The sequence below is a fragment of the Leptospiraceae bacterium genome (genome assembly GCA_024233835.1).
Lineage (GTDB): Bacteria > Spirochaetota > Leptospiria > Leptospirales > Leptospiraceae > JACKPC01.
In genome coordinates, this window is sequence record JACKPC010000001.1 from 1,609,992 (window position 1) to 1,626,483 (window position 16,492).

General features: G+C 37.2%; 17 protein-coding genes. 5 read left to right on the forward strand and 12 right to left on the reverse strand.

Features of this window, described 5'->3' with window-relative positions; translation table 11 throughout:
• Positions 1 to 37: 37 nt before the first annotated feature.
• Positions 38 to 2,425 (reverse strand): hypothetical protein, encoded by a 2,388-nt coding sequence (locus H7A25_07260; GenBank protein ID MCP5499682.1) that lies wholly within the window; start codon positions 2,423 to 2,425, stop codon positions 38 to 40.
• A 148-nt stretch (positions 2,426 to 2,573) separates the two neighbouring features.
• Here H7A25_07260 and H7A25_07265 point away from each other — a divergent pair, with 148 nt between their 5' ends.
• Genes H7A25_07265 through H7A25_07275 form a run of 3 tightly spaced genes read left to right on the forward strand, consistent with a single transcriptional unit; the run spans position 2,574 to position 5,307 of the window.
• On the forward strand, positions 2,574 to 3,197 hold the full coding sequence (locus H7A25_07265; protein MCP5499683.1) for a YbhB/YbcL family Raf kinase inhibitor-like protein: 624 nt from the start codon (positions 2,574 to 2,576) through the stop codon (positions 3,195 to 3,197).
• Between the two features lie 17 nt (positions 3,198 to 3,214).
• Positions 3,215 to 4,855, forward strand: coding sequence for a hypothetical protein (locus H7A25_07270; GenBank protein MCP5499684.1), 1,641 nt, complete (start codon positions 3,215 to 3,217; stop codon positions 4,853 to 4,855).
• 2 nt (positions 4,856 to 4,857) lie between these two features.
• Positions 4,858 to 5,307, forward strand: coding sequence for a hypothetical protein (locus H7A25_07275; protein MCP5499685.1), 450 nt, complete (start codon positions 4,858 to 4,860; stop codon positions 5,305 to 5,307).
• Here H7A25_07275 and H7A25_07280 read toward each other — a convergent pair.
• Positions 5,304 to 5,978, reverse strand: coding sequence for a NifU N-terminal domain-containing protein (locus H7A25_07280; GenBank protein ID MCP5499686.1), 675 nt, complete (start codon positions 5,976 to 5,978; stop codon positions 5,304 to 5,306). The genes H7A25_07275 and H7A25_07280 overlap by 4 nt on opposite strands.
• A gap of 43 nt (positions 5,979 to 6,021) precedes the next feature.
• Here H7A25_07280 and H7A25_07285 point away from each other — a divergent pair, with 43 nt between their 5' ends.
• Positions 6,022 to 6,489 carry a hypothetical protein gene (locus tag H7A25_07285; GenBank protein ID MCP5499687.1) on the forward strand — a complete coding sequence of 156 codons (468 nt, stop codon included), beginning with the start codon at positions 6,022 to 6,024 and terminating at the stop codon, positions 6,487 to 6,489.
• Here the strand turns inward: H7A25_07285 and H7A25_07290 are convergent.
• Positions 6,481 to 7,440, reverse strand: a complete 960-nt coding sequence (locus H7A25_07290) for a cellulase family glycosylhydrolase (GenBank protein MCP5499688.1) — start codon at positions 7,438 to 7,440, stop codon at positions 6,481 to 6,483. The genes H7A25_07285 and H7A25_07290 overlap by 9 nt on opposite strands.
• Before the next feature lie 233 nt (positions 7,441 to 7,673).
• On the opposite strand from H7A25_07290, the gene H7A25_07295 reads away from it, so the two are divergent.
• The gene (locus H7A25_07295; GenBank protein MCP5499689.1) at positions 7,674 to 8,498 is read left to right on the forward strand and encodes a hypothetical protein; all 825 of its coding nucleotides are present in this window, start codon (positions 7,674 to 7,676) and stop codon (positions 8,496 to 8,498) included.
• A 111-nt stretch (positions 8,499 to 8,609) separates the two neighbouring features.
• Here H7A25_07295 and H7A25_07300 read toward each other — a convergent pair whose 3' ends face one another.
• The 9 genes from H7A25_07300 to asnS all read right to left on the reverse strand — a co-directional run bounded on the left by H7A25_07300 (position 8,610) and on the right by asnS (position 16,468).
• On the reverse strand, positions 8,610 to 9,242 hold the full coding sequence (locus tag H7A25_07300; protein MCP5499690.1) for a flagellar protein FlbB: 633 nt from the start codon (positions 9,240 to 9,242) through the stop codon (positions 8,610 to 8,612).
• Between the two features lies 1 nt (position 9,243).
• Positions 9,244 to 9,477 (reverse strand): hypothetical protein, encoded by a 234-nt coding sequence (locus H7A25_07305; GenBank protein MCP5499691.1) that lies wholly within the window; start codon positions 9,475 to 9,477, stop codon positions 9,244 to 9,246.
• Positions 9,428 to 10,021 carry a hypothetical protein gene (locus H7A25_07310; GenBank protein MCP5499692.1) on the reverse strand — a complete coding sequence of 198 codons (594 nt, stop codon included), beginning with the start codon at positions 10,019 to 10,021 and terminating at the stop codon, positions 9,428 to 9,430. The genes H7A25_07305 and H7A25_07310 overlap by 50 nt, the downstream gene beginning before the upstream one ends.
• A gap of 8 nt (positions 10,022 to 10,029) precedes the next feature.
• Positions 10,030 to 11,397, reverse strand: a complete 1,368-nt coding sequence (locus H7A25_07315; protein ID MCP5499693.1) for a FliI/YscN family ATPase — start codon at positions 11,395 to 11,397, stop codon at positions 10,030 to 10,032.
• Between the two features lie 242 nt (positions 11,398 to 11,639).
• Positions 11,640 to 12,482 (reverse strand): acyl-[acyl-carrier-protein] thioesterase, encoded by an 843-nt coding sequence (locus H7A25_07320; GenBank protein ID MCP5499694.1) that lies wholly within the window; start codon positions 12,480 to 12,482, stop codon positions 11,640 to 11,642.
• Positions 12,483 to 12,486: 4 nt separating this feature from the next.
• Entirely contained in the window at positions 12,487 to 12,879 is a 393-nt protein-coding gene (locus H7A25_07325; GenBank protein ID MCP5499695.1) for a PIN domain-containing protein, read from the reverse strand.
• The gene (locus H7A25_07330; protein ID MCP5499696.1) at positions 12,879 to 13,115 is read right to left on the reverse strand and encodes a type II toxin-antitoxin system VapB family antitoxin; all 237 of its coding nucleotides are present in this window, start codon (positions 13,113 to 13,115) and stop codon (positions 12,879 to 12,881) included. Before H7A25_07330 ends, H7A25_07325 begins: the two co-directional genes overlap by 1 nt.
• 39 nt (positions 13,116 to 13,154) lie before the next feature.
• Complete coding sequence (locus tag H7A25_07335) at positions 13,155 to 14,993, reverse strand: alpha/beta fold hydrolase (protein ID MCP5499697.1); 1,839 nt, start codon at positions 14,991 to 14,993, stop codon at positions 13,155 to 13,157.
• Positions 14,994 to 15,166: 173 nt separating this feature from the next.
• A complete protein-coding gene (gene asnS / locus H7A25_07340; protein ID MCP5499698.1) occupies positions 15,167 to 16,468 on the reverse strand; it encodes an asparagine--tRNA ligase in 1,302 nt (433 codons plus the stop codon).
• Positions 16,469 to 16,492 lie beyond the last annotated feature (24 nt).

Below are 16,492 nucleotides of genomic sequence, written 5' to 3' on the forward strand. Positions count from 1 at the left end.
CTTCTTTGTAATTAAGCGGAGCTCATGCTTCGTTTAATTACATTTTTTCTGAATTATCCTGGTGATTATGAGCTTCCTTTTCTGATTTAAAATAAACTTGAAAGATTTCTCCTGCCAGGTCCTTCGGCTCGTTTTCTTTAGAAAGGGAGTGATAGAGTTTTGAACCTGTTGATGGGTTAGATAGAGTATTTGGGTATTCTAATAGAAAGAATTGCAAATCCTGCAAATCCGGATTTTCTAAAATTTTTTGAATTAATTTTATTCCATTCATTTCGGGTAAATCAGAATCTATGATAAGTACTGTAGGATGAATCCGTTCCAGGTTTTCTAAAACTTCACAGGCATTGTTCATTCCTATGCAAACATAAGGTTGTAAATTCATAATTTCAGAAATTAGTTCACAGCGAAAATTACGATTATTGCTTACGATATAAAAGATTTCTTCGTTAGAGGGTAGCTTGATAATCAATTTGCTTCCTTTCATTTCTTCGCTTTGTAATTCCAGGTCACCATGATGAGATTTAAGAATATCCTTACAAAGAGAAAGACCCAGTCCATTTCCCTTTTCTCCGTCGGTTCCCGGCAAGGAAACCGGTTCCGATGAATTGAATAGTTTTTGTATTATTTCCGGAGAAATTCCCATTCCGCTATCTTCAATAATAATACAATGATAAGCTTGTATTTCTTGATATTCAAAGTAAATGATTTGATTTTGAAAAGAGAACTTTATCGCATTTATAAATCCATTATGTAATACTTCATAAAAAAGTTGTTCATCAACAGATAGAATGGTATCTTCTGAGATAGTACTATGGGTTGTTAGATTTTTTTTGCGAAGAAGAGTGTAGTTTTCCTGTATGAGTCGAGTTACTAAGTTTTGGAGTTTTACGTCTGTATAATAAAGTTTAACAGAACCGGTTCTAAGTCTACTCAGATCTAAAAGTTGTTTTATCATATTTAAAGAACTGCTAAGTGTTTTTTGAGCCAAATCCAGTAACTTTTCTTTTTTTTGAGGGTTTGCTCCATTAAGAACCTGTAAAGTATTTTGTAAACTGACTAAGGGGGAGCGCAGGTCATGAGAAACTATAGATAAAAATTTGTCCTTTAGAAGATTCGCTTCTTCGAGGTCTTTTGTTCTCATGCTTACTTTTTCTTCCAGTTTTCTCTGGTAATCTAAGAGTTCAAGGGCGAGTTGTTCTTCATTCTTTAGGGCTTTTGAAAACCGGTTAGATAGAAGGACGGATTGAAAAAACACAATGATTAATAAACCTACTCCGGGTAGCGAAAATTCACTATAAATCAGATTTTTGGTGAAGAGGAGATCATGAACAATCGTTACAAAAAAAATGAGCAAGCCGATGAAGAATAAAAAGGCACCTTCCCGTTTCTTATAAACGGCCTGAAAGAATCCAAATATCGCATAGCCAAGAGATGAAAAAATAATAATGTAAATCAATAGAAAAAAATCCATCAAATAATTTAATGGACTTAGTAAGAAAAAAGTCAGATTGATAGTATTGAAAATATAAAAAATCTTTAATATTCCCCTATGATAACAATCCGGGAAAATCGAATACGCAAATAGTAAGCCGCTTATTGCACATAAGGGTTGAAGCAGGAAGAATAACTTCATTAAAAAAGGCCAGTAAGCATCACTTAGAATAGTAAAAGCTATTCTGGGTTCCATCAGGATAAAAGATAACATGCCGGAAGATATACAGAAAAAAACAAAGTATAAAAAAGAAGCTTCCTTCTTTCTTAGTAGATACAGGCGAAAGTAATAGATAATCATGATGATAAGTGCCCCTAAAAGAAAATAGCTAAAACTAAAGAGCCTGACTTCTCTTTGATTGATATTCTCAAATGTTCCTATGTGGATAGGTAACCGAAATCCTGCATAAATATGAGAGTAATTAGATATGTGAAAAACCAAATTTAACTCAGGAGAATCAGGACTATAAACAAAGAGAGATCTTTTAAAGGAGGGTTTATGTTTATCTGCTTGATGTGACACTTTTCCTGATTCAGATAATAAATTTCCGTTGATAAAAATTTTTACTGCTGAATAGGCTTCCGGAATAGAGAAGGCAACCTGTTTTAATTCTTTAGGAAGAATAATTTTCAAATACAGACTGGCATAGCCATGGGAAGGTAAAGTTTCTTTATTAAAATGTAGTTTAGTCCAATAGGAAGGCATTTTAATATAAGTTGTAATATTTAGAGGTAAGGGATTTTCGGGTTGAATCAATTGCTTCCAGGCAAAGCCCCATTCGCCATTGAGAGTGTGTGTATTTTTTTGATAGTTCCAATTCGAAAGGTTCAGGACAGCTTTATCGGCAATAAGTTGCTTGGAAGGATTGCAGGAGAAAAGAAGAAATAGTAAACTGTATAAGAGTAAAAAATTCAATTTTATAAAAATTAACATTATGCTTCTCAATGAATAGGATCTCAAAAGAAGTCTATCAGTATGATTTTTTTTAGCAAGAGAATTTTGTCAGATCTCGAATAAAACTTTTTATAAAAAACTTTCTTTACAATTTAATCTAACTGCATTTTTTTAAGATGGAGGATTTATGAAAATAGAAACATCAGCTTTTAAAAATGGAACTAAAATACCGGGAAAGTATGCTTTCGCTATACCCGATGCAAAGGAACATGCCAAACTGAGTAATAACCTGAATCCGGAACTTAGTTGGAAAGACTTCCCCACCGGAACAAAATCTTTTGCACTTATCTGTCATGATCCGGATGTACCTTCCAGGGGAGACGATGTGAACCAGGAAGGGAAGCTGGTTCCGGCTGAGCTTCCGAGAGTAGATTTTTTTCACTGGGTGCTGATTGACATTCCTGTTTCGGTCACATCCATACCGGAGGGGGCCGATTCAAAAGAAGTAACAGCAAAAGGTAAGCCGGCAGGAAAAACTCCTTATGGTGTTCGCGGTAAAAATAGTTATACAGAATGGTTTGCAGGCGATACTTCTATGGGTGGAGACTACTGTGGCTATGACGGGCCCTGTCCTCCCTGGAATGATTCGATTCTCTATCATTATCATTTCACCATATATGCTCTGGATGTAGAAAGACTTGGTTTGTCCGGAGTTTTTAGTGGAGAAGATGCAAGGAAGGCAATGGAGGGTCATATCCTCGATAAGGCAGAATGGATAGGAACCTATTCCATGAATCCTTCTGTAAGTTAATAGATTAGGATAAGATTATGTACAAAAAATGGTTTTTTCTTATATTGGGAATTATCATGATTACTTATATTCCTCTAAGAGCAGGGGAATATAAACTTGAATCAGAAACAATTTCCGTATCTCCACATCGAATTTCTTTAAAAGGAAGTATCGGGGTGCGTTTTCCTTTGATTTCTCCTTTTCCGGATGGTAGCCTGAGTATGGGCTGGATGGAAGATAATACAGTACATATAAGTTTTTTGGATAATACTTTAAAACGTTCCGGAATAGATATTATCCTGAAGTCTTATATTTTACAGGGTATCTTAGCTTTACCGGATTATACGGTTCTCGCTCTCGTGATTCCTGATCATGAGAAAATGAACTACTATAGCTATTCTAACCCGGCTTACCTGATTAAGTTTAGAAAAGATGGAAAGCAAGTTTTTAAAACTTTCCTTTTAGGAGGAAATAACTTCCAAAAGAAAAATGATGAGGGACTTTATAAAACTTATCCCTTTTATCATCCTATAGCATTCAATGGTTCTAAAATTGCATTGTTTTTGGAAATCTGTAAACAGTTTGGAGGAAGCACCGGGATTCACTGCGGTGATCGTTATATGCTTTTAAATCCAAACGGTCAGGTAGATAAGAGTGTAGATTGGAGCTGGGATGCAAGTCATAGTAGTGCACATAGTATGTTAGCCACATCTTCCGGAGAGTTCCTTACCGTAACTTCCGGTGATTCCTATCCTTTTGGGATCCAGTTTATCAATCGGTCAAAACAAAGGGCTTATGATAATCCTATTATCTGGCCTCCGGAGAACCAGAGAACGAAAGAAGTTACATCTAAAAATAATTTATCAACCGGTGCCGGGACACCGGAAGGAATGGCTGAAATTGGAGGGAGAGTATTTACCCTGATAAGCACTATGCCGACTCTTCCAAATAAATACGATTCTAATAAAGATATCCTTCTTGTAGGTTCTGATAAAAATGGACAGGTTCAGTTTCAGAATTGGGTATACAAAGATGGATCGAAGAGGCTGGAAGGATTTGGTATTGTTCCGTTTCAAGGGGGTGGGCTTATTGGCTTTTACGAATCCGAATACGATAAGGAAAGTCCAATTTATCTTGCTTATACAGATTCCTCCGGGAAAATTTCCGGACAGACAAAACTGGATATCAGTGTAGATTCAGCAGCTATGGGAAGAATGTTCCGCTTTCCGAATGGAGATGCAGGCTTTGCACTTTCACCGGATGAAAGTAGTTTTGAAATCTTTCGTGTAAAAGCCGGGGGTGGTTCGGAAAATATTCCGGATGTACCGGAACCACCGAATGTGCCGGATGTAACTCCCGGTCCACCCGAACCTCCTTCACCTGATAATGGAGGTAAAGAAGCTTCCGGTTTTATGGGAACCTGGGATTGTGGTTCATATGGAGTTATGAATATTCAAAAATTAAGTCAGAATACATACACGGGTTCTTATTCCTATAAAGATGGAAAGATTAACGGGTTTGAAAGAAACGGAATTTTGAATGGAAACTGGAGCCAATCCGATTCATCTGGAACCTTCTACTTTAAGTTGCAATCACGGGATGCGGAGATAAAAGGCAGGTGGAAGTATAGAAAAGATAAAAAATGGAGAACTTCTCCCTGGAATTGTAAGCGGCAATAAATATGGCGGATCTTCGTAGATTTGAATACTTTGCCGGATTCATCCATAAAAAATTTGGAACCTGTCGCATTTATGATGTGGCAGGTGGAATGGGAAAGTTAAACGAAGAACTGAGTAAATTGGGTTGTGATGTCCTGACCTTTGATAAACGGCATAAACATCTTCCGGTTAAGTTTGAGGTGAAGGAGTTTACGCTTGAAGAAGAATGCAGGGCAGATTTAGTTGTCGGTATGCACCCTGACGGGGCTACAAAGCTTATTATTGACTACGCTGCCATGCACAACATTCCTTTTGCCATTGTTCCCTGTTGTTCTGATAATGGCATGTCTTATAAGACCTGGATAAAATTCTTAAAACAACATACCCTTGATTTAGGGATGGGTTTAGAAGAAGCTTCCCTTCCGATGAAGGGAAGAGCTACCGTTTTAATCGGAAGACCGAATCTATCTTAAGGGTAATATTCGGTTTGAACGGAATCAGGATGTATAATAAGAGGGTAGGCACAGGAAGAAAAGTATGCAAGAATAATATCAGCATATTTTTCTTCCGTTTCTTTATATTTATGATAGAAATTCATGGACTCAACCTGTATCCAGTTTTTTAATATATAGATAGAGTTTAGATCCGATTCTTTAAATAATAAGCGGAGGAGGTAAGGATAGGCCTCTTTTTCTTTCTTAAAACTTTCTCTATCAATAGAAAACTCAGGAAGAGAAGATAAATTTGATACTACTGATCTATTAATACTATAACGCATGATTTCTTTTTTAGGCGTAGGCTCTGCAAAAATTTCTATATCCGGATAAATGTAGAAGTTATTTTCTTCTTCCTTATATTCCAGCTTAGAACCGAGAAGATAAGTCTCATCTTTTTCATTCATTTGTATGGGAACCGGATAAGTATGCCTGGTTTGAAGCTCTTTTTCCTGTTCTACAAAACCTACTTCAAAACTGACTTCTGTGGGTTTATAGTTAATCTTAATTTGAAAAGTGGAAGAGATACCTGAAGGCCTGGATTTCACCTGTTCGGTGATTTTCTCGATGGCTTTGGGACTGCACTTTAGGGCTTCTGTTGCCGGGAGTATTTTTTCTCTTCTGAAAACTTTTTTTATACTTTGCATCATAAATAAAATCCGGTGTATAGTTTTAAAAACTATAGAATCATATATGTATAAGGTATTTGAGTGTAAATCTATTTTTGAGTGCGGAGTTGAGAAGCTATTTGGGTTTCATGAAAATCCGGTCGGTTTTGATACACTGGTAGGTCTGGATCCGGATGTAGAAGTTATGCAGAAGCCCAGTTCTATCTTAGAAGGAAGTTATGCGGTATTAAATGTAGAGCTATTTTTTGGAATTAAAGTAAAATGGATAGCCCGACATACGGTCTATAAGAAAAACCAGTTGTTTGTTGATGAACAGGAACAGGGACCTTTTCGTTTTTTTCGGCATGAACACCATTTTCGAGAGTTTAAAGGAAATACGATTTTATTAGATAGGGTAATCTATCGTTTCGGACTTCCTTTTTCTTCTTTTATCATCACTCCAAAGTTAAAAAAACAATTCCTGGCCAGGCATGAAGCGACAGCCCGATTTTTAGGAGTCAAATACAGAATTCTCTCCTGCGGCTCAGTGTAAATTCTGGCATTCTACTACGAAACTTTTAAATAATTCTTTGGGTTTTAGCTCCACATCTAAAAGACCGAAATAGAGTTCCGGGTTGACACTGGAGTAATCTTTCGTTTTGGGAAAATCATTAAGAACCCAGAGAAAAAAGGGAATATCCCGATTGCGACAGTATTCATACAGCTTGCGATAAATCCCGGCAATTTCAGATTCTTTCACCAGAACCCAGCGGGGACAAATACCAAATTCAGTAATCCAGACCGGTTTGTTCGTTTCATATTTTTGTAAAAATCTTTCAATCGCTTCTTTAATTTCGGGGAAATATTCTCTGTAGGATTTCCGTGAAACATAACAGGAAGGGATGTAGGGATGGAAATTATAGGCATCCACATAGGTATCAATATTCAATTCTCTACATTTTTCTAAAAAACCCATGTATTGAAAGGGCGCAAAGCGATTTATGTCATCTCCCATAATAGCTCCCATTACAATAAAGGCTTCGGGTTGTTCTCTTTTAATTTCTACAACAGCAGTTTTGAGAAGTTGCATGTATTCTTCGGGTTCGGGTTTTCGTATCCAGAATCGAATCGTGTTTTGTTCGTTCCAGACTTCCCAGTGTGAGATAAATCGTTTATAGCGCTGCACGTTTTTTTTGCAAAAAATCTTAAATTCTTCTAATTTTGTTATAGGATCCGGGAAATTAAGAGAGGGTGCTATACTATTCACAAAGTTTCCGGGAACGAGTCCTGTCAGGAGTCCGAGTATTTTGATTTCATTTTTCTGAAGGCTTTCTATGAGATAATCTATGAGTTCCTGCTCTTCTTCCTCGAAAAAATTAAATTCGAGCCGAACCCATTCCATTCTCAAATTTAGAAGGGAATGAATATAGGTATCCACGCTTTCTTTGTTTTTGTGTTTTAAAACGAGATTAATTCCCAGACCTTTCAATTTATTATTCTGCATAGACTCCCTCCAAAACGTTCTACTGCAAAATTTATAAAACAGCAAAAACTATCCAGTTCTTTTTATTTGTGTTGTGGGGAATGCAGATGTGAAGAACTAAGAATCGGCTAAATATTTGTTTTGTATTAAAAAAAAAGCCCTGAACTTCATTTTTCTCTTTTAAAGAGTAGACTTATACTTTCCAGATTACGATCATTTAAATAACAAAACTAATTTCAAATGGAAGATTGACTATGAAAAAGATTCTTTTGATATGCTTACTCTTATTCACAGGTTTTCTTTGGGCTGAGTCGGAAGGTCCGGGAGAGGTGCAAACCAATACCGGTGGGGCCACGGCTTCTGCTGGAAAGAATGCAAATGTGATAGAATCTGAAAAAATCCTGAACGAGCTGCTCCTGGACATAAATAAGAGCTTTCAACAACACTCAAAAGTTATGGTTATGAAATTGCGTGTATTACCCCGCAATGTTATGATCTATAAAGGTAAGGCCGAAGGTGATTCCTGCAAGAAAAATGAAGAAAACCAGGAAGATAAATCCAACAACTGTGTGGTCTTAGAATATTTTGATTTCGTGGATGTTGAATTTGGTCCTGCTAAAGGAATTCGCAGTAAAGCAATTTCTATTTTTTATGATGGAAGTGCAGGGGGAGATGATCCTAAAGCAGAGCAACCCAGAACTGTGACTAAAATAAAAAGTAAGATCAAGGTAGACAATTTTGAAAAATTAGATAAAAAACTTGTAGAAATTGTAGACAATGCACCTGTTTCAGGTCCTAATCATGATGACCAGATTACGGTTTTTCTACAAAACGACGATAACCCTCCACACGGAACTGTAGAAACTCCTCAAAATAAAGGTCTTGGACAGTATAAAGTTTCCAGCATTGAAAATAGCCAGACCAGTCCTACCCGTAATAAATTCAAAAGAGATGCTTACTTAAAACACCTGAGATATTTCGAGAGGCTTTTCAGTAAAATATATTTCTATAACGAACAATATGGAAATGATTCTGCTAAGAAGCACGGAAATTTCATGAAGACAAGCTTAAGCTATTAAAATATAAATTGAAGCCAGTAAAAAGATGAAGTTTGTAAGCGAACCATTGGTGTTGGTGGTTCGCTTGCTTTCCAGAAAGACTGTAATTTGCTGCTTACTGTCGGTGGCGGCTTATTCAGAGTTATAATTATCCGGGATAATAATGGGGACCTTATTCGCATCACTATCCAGCCACTTATTGGCTAAAACAGAACGCCTTGCCGGTTCAAACAAAGTGAGAAGGTAGGTCGTAATGGTTTGCCTTCCTTCTTCTTCAGCGTTTTTATCCATCTGTTTAAAAACTTCAATAATATCGGTATCCGGCCAGTTTACCAGCATTTCTACAGCTTTTGCGGGAGGCATACTGGAAACTTTTTGAGCGATAATTCTAATCTGTTCTTCACGGGTTTCGGATTCTTTTTCCTGCTCTTTCAGTCGTTTTTCTTTTACTCGAATATTATTTTTTAACTGTTCCAGCTCTTCTCTCTGGGCTTTTAGTTTACCTTTTTCCTGATCCAGTTCTTTACGAATAAGTTCGAGTTCTTCTCTCTCCTCTTTGAGCTTTTCTTCCTTCTTCTGGAATTCGATTTTTTCCATTTCAGTTGGAGATTCTTTATCCCACTGAACCACGGCAGGCTTTTTTGCCAGGATGGGGAAAATCTCATCAGCTTCAATAAACTGGTAATAATCAAATAAGAAAAAACCAATCACAAGTAAGAAGAAGATGAGGAGAACCAAATAAAATATTCTGGACTTTTCTGTCATATCAACCGGCTTCCTTTACTCTCACTCTTTTCTCAAAAGGAGGGTTTTGAATCGTTTTGTTTAACCTATAAATAATTTCCTGTAAATCGTTCACCTTATGGCTTAAATTAATTAAGCAATGGTTCAATTTGAGTTCTGATATCTCTTTTTCTCCCCAGGCCGGTAGAATGGAATAGTCTTCCGGCTTACCTGCGTTTTCGTTGACTTGATTTGATGAAGTCCTGGAGGATGTCATAGTTGGTTTTTTTGTTTTCTGAGAGAAGTTCCACCTCATCTTCCTCTTCGAGGAAAGAATCGATTGAACCAGTGCGCTTTTCTTTACCATCTTCAATTTCCTTAACATGTGACTTTTGAATAAATCCATTAATTTCTTCTTCTTCATATCGTTCGAGCTTTCGAAGTCTGTCGAGAAATTCTTCTTCTCTTTTCTTTTTGATAGTTTCGATGACTTCTTTATCTTTTTTGGCTTCTACTACCCTTGATCTGGCTTCCTGTAGATGATCCTGCTCTTCTTCTATATATCGTTTTAATTCGTCATTTTTTAAATACAGGCCCTTGATATAGTTTCCAAACATTCGAAAATATCTGAGATTTTCTCCGGTCACTACTTTTGATTCATAGGTTCGAATTTCACGATTAATGTTATTATTATTCGAATCAATTTCATTCTGGAGTTTATTAATTTTCCCGACTACCTGTGCGAGTTCTGATAATTCTTTCTCTACACGGGTTTCTCGTAGTTTTAGGACTGATTCCAGGTGAAATTTAAATTTCTTCATATACAGTATTAATAGTACTCTTCGGTTTCAATATTGCTCTGGAAAATATCTTTTAAACTGGCCAGGGTTTTTCCAAAAGAAGATTTCTCATCAAGATGTTGTTTTAGAAAATTATCAATCAATTCTTTTTTATCGATTGCCATATCCACTTTGGAATCAGAGCCTTTGACATAGGCATTGAGTCGAATGAGATCCTCGGCGGACTTGTAGGTAGAAATTAATTCTCGAATAAAGCCTGCATACATATTCTGTTCTTCCGAGACGATTTTAGGCATTACCCTCGAAATAGAACCCGGAACATCGACAGCCGGATAATGGTTTTTTTCTGCCAGAACCCTGGAAAGAACGATATGTCCATCAATAAACCCTCTGACCGCATCGGCTATCGGGTCATTCATTTCATCCGGTTCGGTCAGCACTGTATAAAACCCGGTAATGCTCCCTCCGTTTTTAGAGGTTCCGGAACGTTCAATTAAACGGGAAAGCTTGGTGAAGACACTGGCTGAATAACCTCTGGTGATGGCCGGTTCACCAAAAGAAACTGCTATTTCCCTGGCTGCCTGTGCAAAACGGGTGAGTGAGTCCATCATAAGGTTTACATGCAGACCTTTTTCTCGAAAATACTCAGCTGCACTGGTGGCAAGCATGGCACAGTTTATCTGTTGCATTTTAGAGGAATCGGAAGTGGCCACAAAAACAACGGTTTTTACCATGGACTCAAGCCCCAGCTCGTTCTCCAGGAATTCGTTTACTTCCCGACCCCTTTCTCCAACGAGGGCTATCACGTTAACATCTGCGTTTGTGTAACGGGCAATCATACCCAGGAGAGTTGACTTACCCACACCGGAACCGGAAAAAATACCGAGTCTTTGTCCCCTACCTACTGTTAAGAGTCCATCAATGGCTCGTACTCCCGTGATAACCTTTTCCTTGATAACCGGTCTATCCAGGGGGTTAGGGGGTTCATTATCTGGAAGAACTTCCGTTTCACTGAGAATTAAACCCTTACCATCGATAGGTTTGCCATTTCCATCCAGAACTCTTCCTAAAAGCTGGTTTCCTACAGGGAGAAGTAACTTCCTGCCGGAAGAAAAAACGAAGGCACTCGGAAAAATTCCATCGAGGTCACCTAAGGGCATTAAGGCATAGCGATGGGCCTTGAAGCCTACTACCTGACACTGCAAATAGCCTCTACCTTCGGATTTCTCTACATCCATGATTTCACCTACCCTTGAATCCGGTGGTCCTTCTGAATAAATGACGTTTCCCACAACTTCCACCACCTGTCCGCTTTTCCGGATGGTTTCTGTTTTATTGAGAATCATGAGATATTTGGAAATAATATCTACTTTTTCGTTAAACTTTTTTTCTATCATGGATACGAGTTTAGTATAAAACCCCTTTCTAATAATGTCAATATCTAAGCTATTTTTTGCAATAAAATTAGAAAAAGATTTTTTATATTATGTCTTATAGTAGGCGAGCCATCGGTGGTTCGCTTACTTCTTTGGATAAATGTATTTGCAATCAGGAATTGTACAAGCTTTTTTTTCTCGAAACTATATTTTTCAAAAATTTAAACTCTCTGTGAGCCATAGATAGCCCCTGATTTTAATATTTACTTGTTTTCTATATAAGTATCAATTAATTCAAGAAATTTTTCCGGAGCACGAACCGGTCGGGATCGGGATAAGGAAACAAATAATTGTTCATCTCTCATAGATAAAAGGAGATTACCTTCCGTATCTTCAACATCTTGACGAAAATAGAATCGAATTTTATCGACGAGTTCAATCCAGGAAAAAAGTTTAATCAGAGAACCGGGTTCAGGTATTTTAAAATACTGAATTTGTCCTCCCATGAAAAAGGTAGTAGTTCCGAGAGATTGAATATTCGATATGCCTATTACTTCATTAAAAAATAAAAAACGTCCTTCTTCAAAAACTTTCCAGATAGCTGAAGGAGGGTAAGTCCAGAAGAAATTCATATCACTGAACTTTAAATGGAAGGTATGTTCTAAACGCGAAGAAGTACCGGAAAAAAGATGGATCTTGTTTTCAAATTGTTGTTCATTATCTTCTAAATTAGACTTTTCTAAAGAAATTGGATTCCCCGAACTATTGACGAGCTTGTCCTTATGCTTTAAGGTACAGCAGAGTTTATCGCTGTTTCCGATTATTTCGTGATTCCAGAAAATTTTACCACCGGAATAAAACTCTGCATCTGTATTTACTTTTAAAGTAACTTCTGAAAACTGCTGGTCCAAAAAACGAACTTCGGTGAATAAGGGAATTAATTGTATGTTTTCTTCAATACATTTCTCCACCGGATAAGCAAGGTCTGCTAAAATTTTATATCGACTCTCTAAACTAAAATTTTCATAGGTTCGGCTTGTGATATGCCTATTCCAATCCAATTCAAAAATCCTGGTTTGCAGATCGATTTGTTTTTGTAGTCTCATGGTTTTACTTGATTGACTTCTCTTTTATTGGAAAAATTTGTGATATATACTTATAATCTCTATCTATATGTAAAATACTCAGGTTATGTTTTTTGGCACAGGCAGAAATGATACAATCAACAGAGTTTCTTACCGGTAAACCGCTTCTTTTACATAGTCTAAAAATGTGGATTGCTTCCTCTATAAGTTCCTCACTCAAAGGTGACTCAACCATTTTAAATTGTTTGAAGTAGGTCTTCACTTTTTGGAAAGCTTTTTCATCCCGTATACCCTGTAAAACTTCCATATAGATAGGAGGACAGATGTGGATATCTTCAAGGTTGACTATCGTCTTAAGATCGAGCCTTGTGTCAAAACGAAAAAATTCGATCCAGATAGAAGTATCAAGTATAACCATTATTTCTTTTTCTTTCCTTTATCTTTCCCTATTTTTTTCTTGGAATCTTTTCTCATAGAAGACAGGTTTCCTTCCCAGATGCCACTACCCTGAAATTCTATAATTCCATCCAGAGAGTGAACTCGAATAAATTCTTCCAGTGCTTCATTCACTGTTGCTGAATAAGTTTTATGAGAAGATAGTTGTAAAGCTTTTTCTAAAAGTTCTTCATCTAATACCAGATTTTTTCGTTTCATATTATATAATATCGGTAAAAAACTCCTGTTTGACAATAATTATAAGGTTTTTATCCAATCTAAAGCATCAGTAGCGATTTGCTGAACAGTAGGTGGGTGAATAATGATTCCTAAATGTCCCTGAGGATAGCTTCGTATTTTTCTATTTTCAGATACAACCAGGTCGTTCCCGGCTATTACTGTGTCAGGAGGTGCAATCGTATCTTCTTCACCTACTATAGTAAATAGAGGTAAGGAGAAGTTAATCTGGTCTTCGGTATAATTAATTTTTTTATCGAAAGAATAAAATCCCACACCTTCAATTTGGGCTTTTAAGAATTGAGTTATACTCATCAAGGATTCTTTACAAAATATATCTTCGAGGGTAAGATACCATTCCGGAGAAGTTATTTGCCTGTAGCCTACGAAGTCTCTTAAGGTTAGAAGTTTTTTTCCGAGTGTAAAAGTTAAACCTTTCACCCCGGTAAGGCTATGTAAAAATTGAAATAGTTGATTTAAACTGATAGTAGGTACAGCCGTAGAGAGTGCAGCCGAGGTGGTTCTGATGATAGCTTCTGCTACAAAGTTTTTGCCCAGAGTGCGAATTAAACCTTTTAGTAAATTAAAACCCGGTAGCCTTGACTCCACATTTACATAGGTTGGAGAGGTAATGGTAATAACGCCTTTAATTAGTTGAAAAGGATCCGGGAAAGGTCCCGGAAGTTGTTGCTCTAATATTTTTTTATAGGAACCTGTATAGAATCGAGGAATCATCCCTCCCATGCTATGTCCGATAATTACAAAACGAGCATTGGGATACTGGGTTTTAAGCCAGTCCAGGGTAATCGGAAAGTCTTCCATTATATAGTCATCGACATTCCAGTCCTCCCGTGATGACTCCGGCATAGTGCATTTAGAGCGGCCTCTTAAATCCATAGTAAATGTAGTGTAACGATATCGAAAAGCCATCTCACGGGCAAGAATGCTCATTAAGCCCCGGTTACAGAAAAAACCCGGTATCATTAAAAGGATGGTGTTTTTATTCGCAGGCTTTTCCGGCAAATAGCGCTTGAGGCTAACAGCGAAACCTTTTCGCGTGGGTATTACAAAATTTGTATCCGTACGAAACTTACAGGCGTAGCGATACGAGTATCCAACAACGGTTCTTGGTGGACAGGTGGAATAGGGTATATCAATAGAAAATACTTTTTCGTATCGGGAATAAATATCAATGTTTTCAATGGTTCTGGCTATATCACGGGGTTCGGAGCCTGCACTGTTTTCTACTTCGAGAATAGTTGAAATAGCTTTATGGACAGAACTTAATCTTTCGGTTAATTCTTTTCTTTCTTCGCGATTCAGGCGAAATGCGGAAACTCCCCAAAGAATGCCGAGAACCTGCTTACCGGTGGTGATGGCAAGTCCGGTAGCTGTTTTCATAAAAGGACGTATGAAAGGTAAAAGGTGTGCGGGAAGACCTTCTCTATTTTCCAGATCTACAAATTCAATTATAGTTGAATCATCATCATTTAATAAAGCAAGACTGGCCGTATGCAGAATATGAGCAGAAATATTCCCTTTTTCATCAACAGAGGCTTTCTGAGCAGTATCTAATACTTGTTTTAAATAGCCGGGTGTATTTCCCTTTGCCATTCTAAGCATGGCCCGCCTGTTTACAAGAGATACAATTTGGAGATTCCGTCCGGAAAATAATTCAAAAAGTGTATAAGTATAATAGTATTTTCCATCAACAGATTGCACCCTGGCTAATAAATTGGTAAAAGCATGCCAGAGAGCTTTTATAAAGTTGATAGTATCTTGTCGGGGAGAATTGAGGTATATTTCCTCCTCTTCGGGAAGGAATTTTGTTTCCGAAAGAAGTAAGTTTTTTTTATCCATTACAATCTCCTCACTTTGCCAGACAGTAAAAGTATTCTTTCGGCTCTTAAAATGTCAACAGGGTTTTTGATTGCTTTTTATAGTTTTACTCATACAGAAAGAGTTTGATTGAAAAGTTTTTTTGTAGGCGAGAAAACGCTTGCTCGCCTGTTTTATATCATTTTTAGCCAGAACTAAGGATTTAAACGCTCCATCATTCTTGGGTAGGGTATACATTCACGAACGTGCGGCAATCCGCAGATCCAGGCAAGAAGTCTTTCCAGTCCCAGTCCGAAGCCTGCATGAGGGACAGAGCCATATTTTCTTAGATCCAAATACCAGTCATAAGAATCTATAGGTAATTTTTCATCCTTTAATTTTTCTATAATTTTATCATAACTTTCTTCCCGTTCAGAGCCGCCTATAATTTCACCTACTCCGTCCGGAGCGATTAAATCTGCACATAAAACGGTTTCCGAGTCATCCGGGTTTTGTTTCATGTAAAAAGCTTTAATGCTTCTCGGATAATTTTTAATAAAAACAGCTGTTTGATAGTGTGAGGTTATAATCGCTTCTCGTTCGGCATTTATATCTTCACCAAACGAAATTTGTTCTCCTTTGGACTGAAGGAGTTCAATGGCTTCACGGTATGAAATTTGTTTAAAAGGTTTTTCTATATAACTTAATAGTTTATCAATATTAGTTTCCAATACCTGTAAATTGTGTCCTGAACGTTCAAGGGTATCACGAATAACAGTACGAACAAATTGGTCCTGAAATGCAATACTTTCTTCGTTACCGGTAAAAGCCATTTCTGCTTCTAACATCCAGAATTCGGTGAGATGTCTTCTGGTTTTACTTTTTTCTGCTCGAAAAGTTGGACCGAAGCAGTATACATTATTGTGTGCGAATATTGCAGTTTCCAAATATAATTGTCCCGTCTGAGCAAGATAGGCATTTCCTAAATCAAAGTATTTTGTCTCAAAAAGAGTGCCGGCGCTTTCCCCTATAGAACCGGTTAAGATAGGTGTATCGATTAGAACAAAATGATTGTCATAAAAAAATTTTCGAATGGCAAAAGAAAGTTCATTTCGAACTTGAAGGATGGCAAGTTGTCGTTTAGAACGAAGCCAGAGGTGACGGTTGGTATGTAAAAAATCAACCCCGTGTTCTTTGGGGGTTATGGGATAATTATCTGATTCTCCGATGATTTCAAGCTCAGATAATAAAATCTCAAAACCGATTGGAGATTTAGCTGATTCCTGTAATTTACCCCGGATACGAATCGATGTTTCCTGTTTTAAGTTTTTACACTTTACAAACAAGTCCTCTCCGGATTCCTTTTCGACTACTACCTGGATGATTTTCCCTGAATTCCTGACCTGAAGAAATTGTACATGATTACTTCCTCTTTTACCCTGTAGCCAGCCTTCTAATTCAACTTCTTTTCCCGAAACTTCTTTGAGATTGTATAAACCTATCTTTGTATAGTCCATTACTTCATTTAACCCCGTACAATC

Excerpts from the sequence above, each read along its gene's own strand:
- H7A25_07260 (MCP5499682.1), bottom strand. The coding sequence starts at position 2,425 with ATGTTAATTTTTATAAAATTGAATTTTTTACTCTTATACAGTTTACTA.
- H7A25_07265 (MCP5499683.1), top strand. The coding sequence starts at position 2,574 with ATGAAAATAGAAACATCAGCTTTTAAAAATGGAACTAAAATACCGGGA.
- H7A25_07270 (MCP5499684.1), top strand. The coding sequence starts at position 3,215 with ATGTACAAAAAATGGTTTTTTCTTATATTGGGAATTATCATGATTACT.
- H7A25_07275 (MCP5499685.1), top strand. The coding sequence starts at position 4,858 with ATGGCGGATCTTCGTAGATTTGAATACTTTGCCGGATTCATCCATAAA.
- H7A25_07280 (MCP5499686.1), bottom strand. The coding sequence starts at position 5,978 with ATGATGCAAAGTATAAAAAAAGTTTTCAGAAGAGAAAAAATACTCCCG.
- H7A25_07285 (MCP5499687.1), top strand. The coding sequence starts at position 6,022 with ATGTATAAGGTATTTGAGTGTAAATCTATTTTTGAGTGCGGAGTTGAG.
- H7A25_07290 (MCP5499688.1), bottom strand. The coding sequence starts at position 7,440 with ATGCAGAATAATAAATTGAAAGGTCTGGGAATTAATCTCGTTTTAAAA.
- H7A25_07295 (MCP5499689.1), top strand. The coding sequence starts at position 7,674 with ATGAAAAAGATTCTTTTGATATGCTTACTCTTATTCACAGGTTTTCTT.
- H7A25_07300 (MCP5499690.1), bottom strand. The coding sequence starts at position 9,242 with ATGACAGAAAAGTCCAGAATATTTTATTTGGTTCTCCTCATCTTCTTC.
- H7A25_07305 (MCP5499691.1), bottom strand. The coding sequence starts at position 9,477 with ATGACATCCTCCAGGACTTCATCAAATCAAGTCAACGAAAACGCAGGT.
- H7A25_07310 (MCP5499692.1), bottom strand. The coding sequence starts at position 10,021 with ATGAAGAAATTTAAATTTCACCTGGAATCAGTCCTAAAACTACGAGAA.
- H7A25_07315 (MCP5499693.1), bottom strand. The coding sequence starts at position 11,397 with ATGATAGAAAAAAAGTTTAACGAAAAAGTAGATATTATTTCCAAATAT.
- H7A25_07320 (MCP5499694.1), bottom strand. The coding sequence starts at position 12,482 with ATGAGACTACAAAAACAAATCGATCTGCAAACCAGGATTTTTGAATTG.
- H7A25_07325 (MCP5499695.1), bottom strand. The coding sequence starts at position 12,879 with ATGGTTATACTTGATACTTCTATCTGGATCGAATTTTTTCGTTTTGAC.
- H7A25_07330 (MCP5499696.1), bottom strand. The coding sequence starts at position 13,115 with ATGAAACGAAAAAATCTGGTATTAGATGAAGAACTTTTAGAAAAAGCT.
- H7A25_07335 (MCP5499697.1), bottom strand. The coding sequence starts at position 14,993 with ATGGATAAAAAAAACTTACTTCTTTCGGAAACAAAATTCCTTCCCGAA.
- asnS (MCP5499698.1), bottom strand. The coding sequence starts at position 16,468 with ATGGACTATACAAAGATAGGTTTATACAATCTCAAAGAAGTTTCGGGA.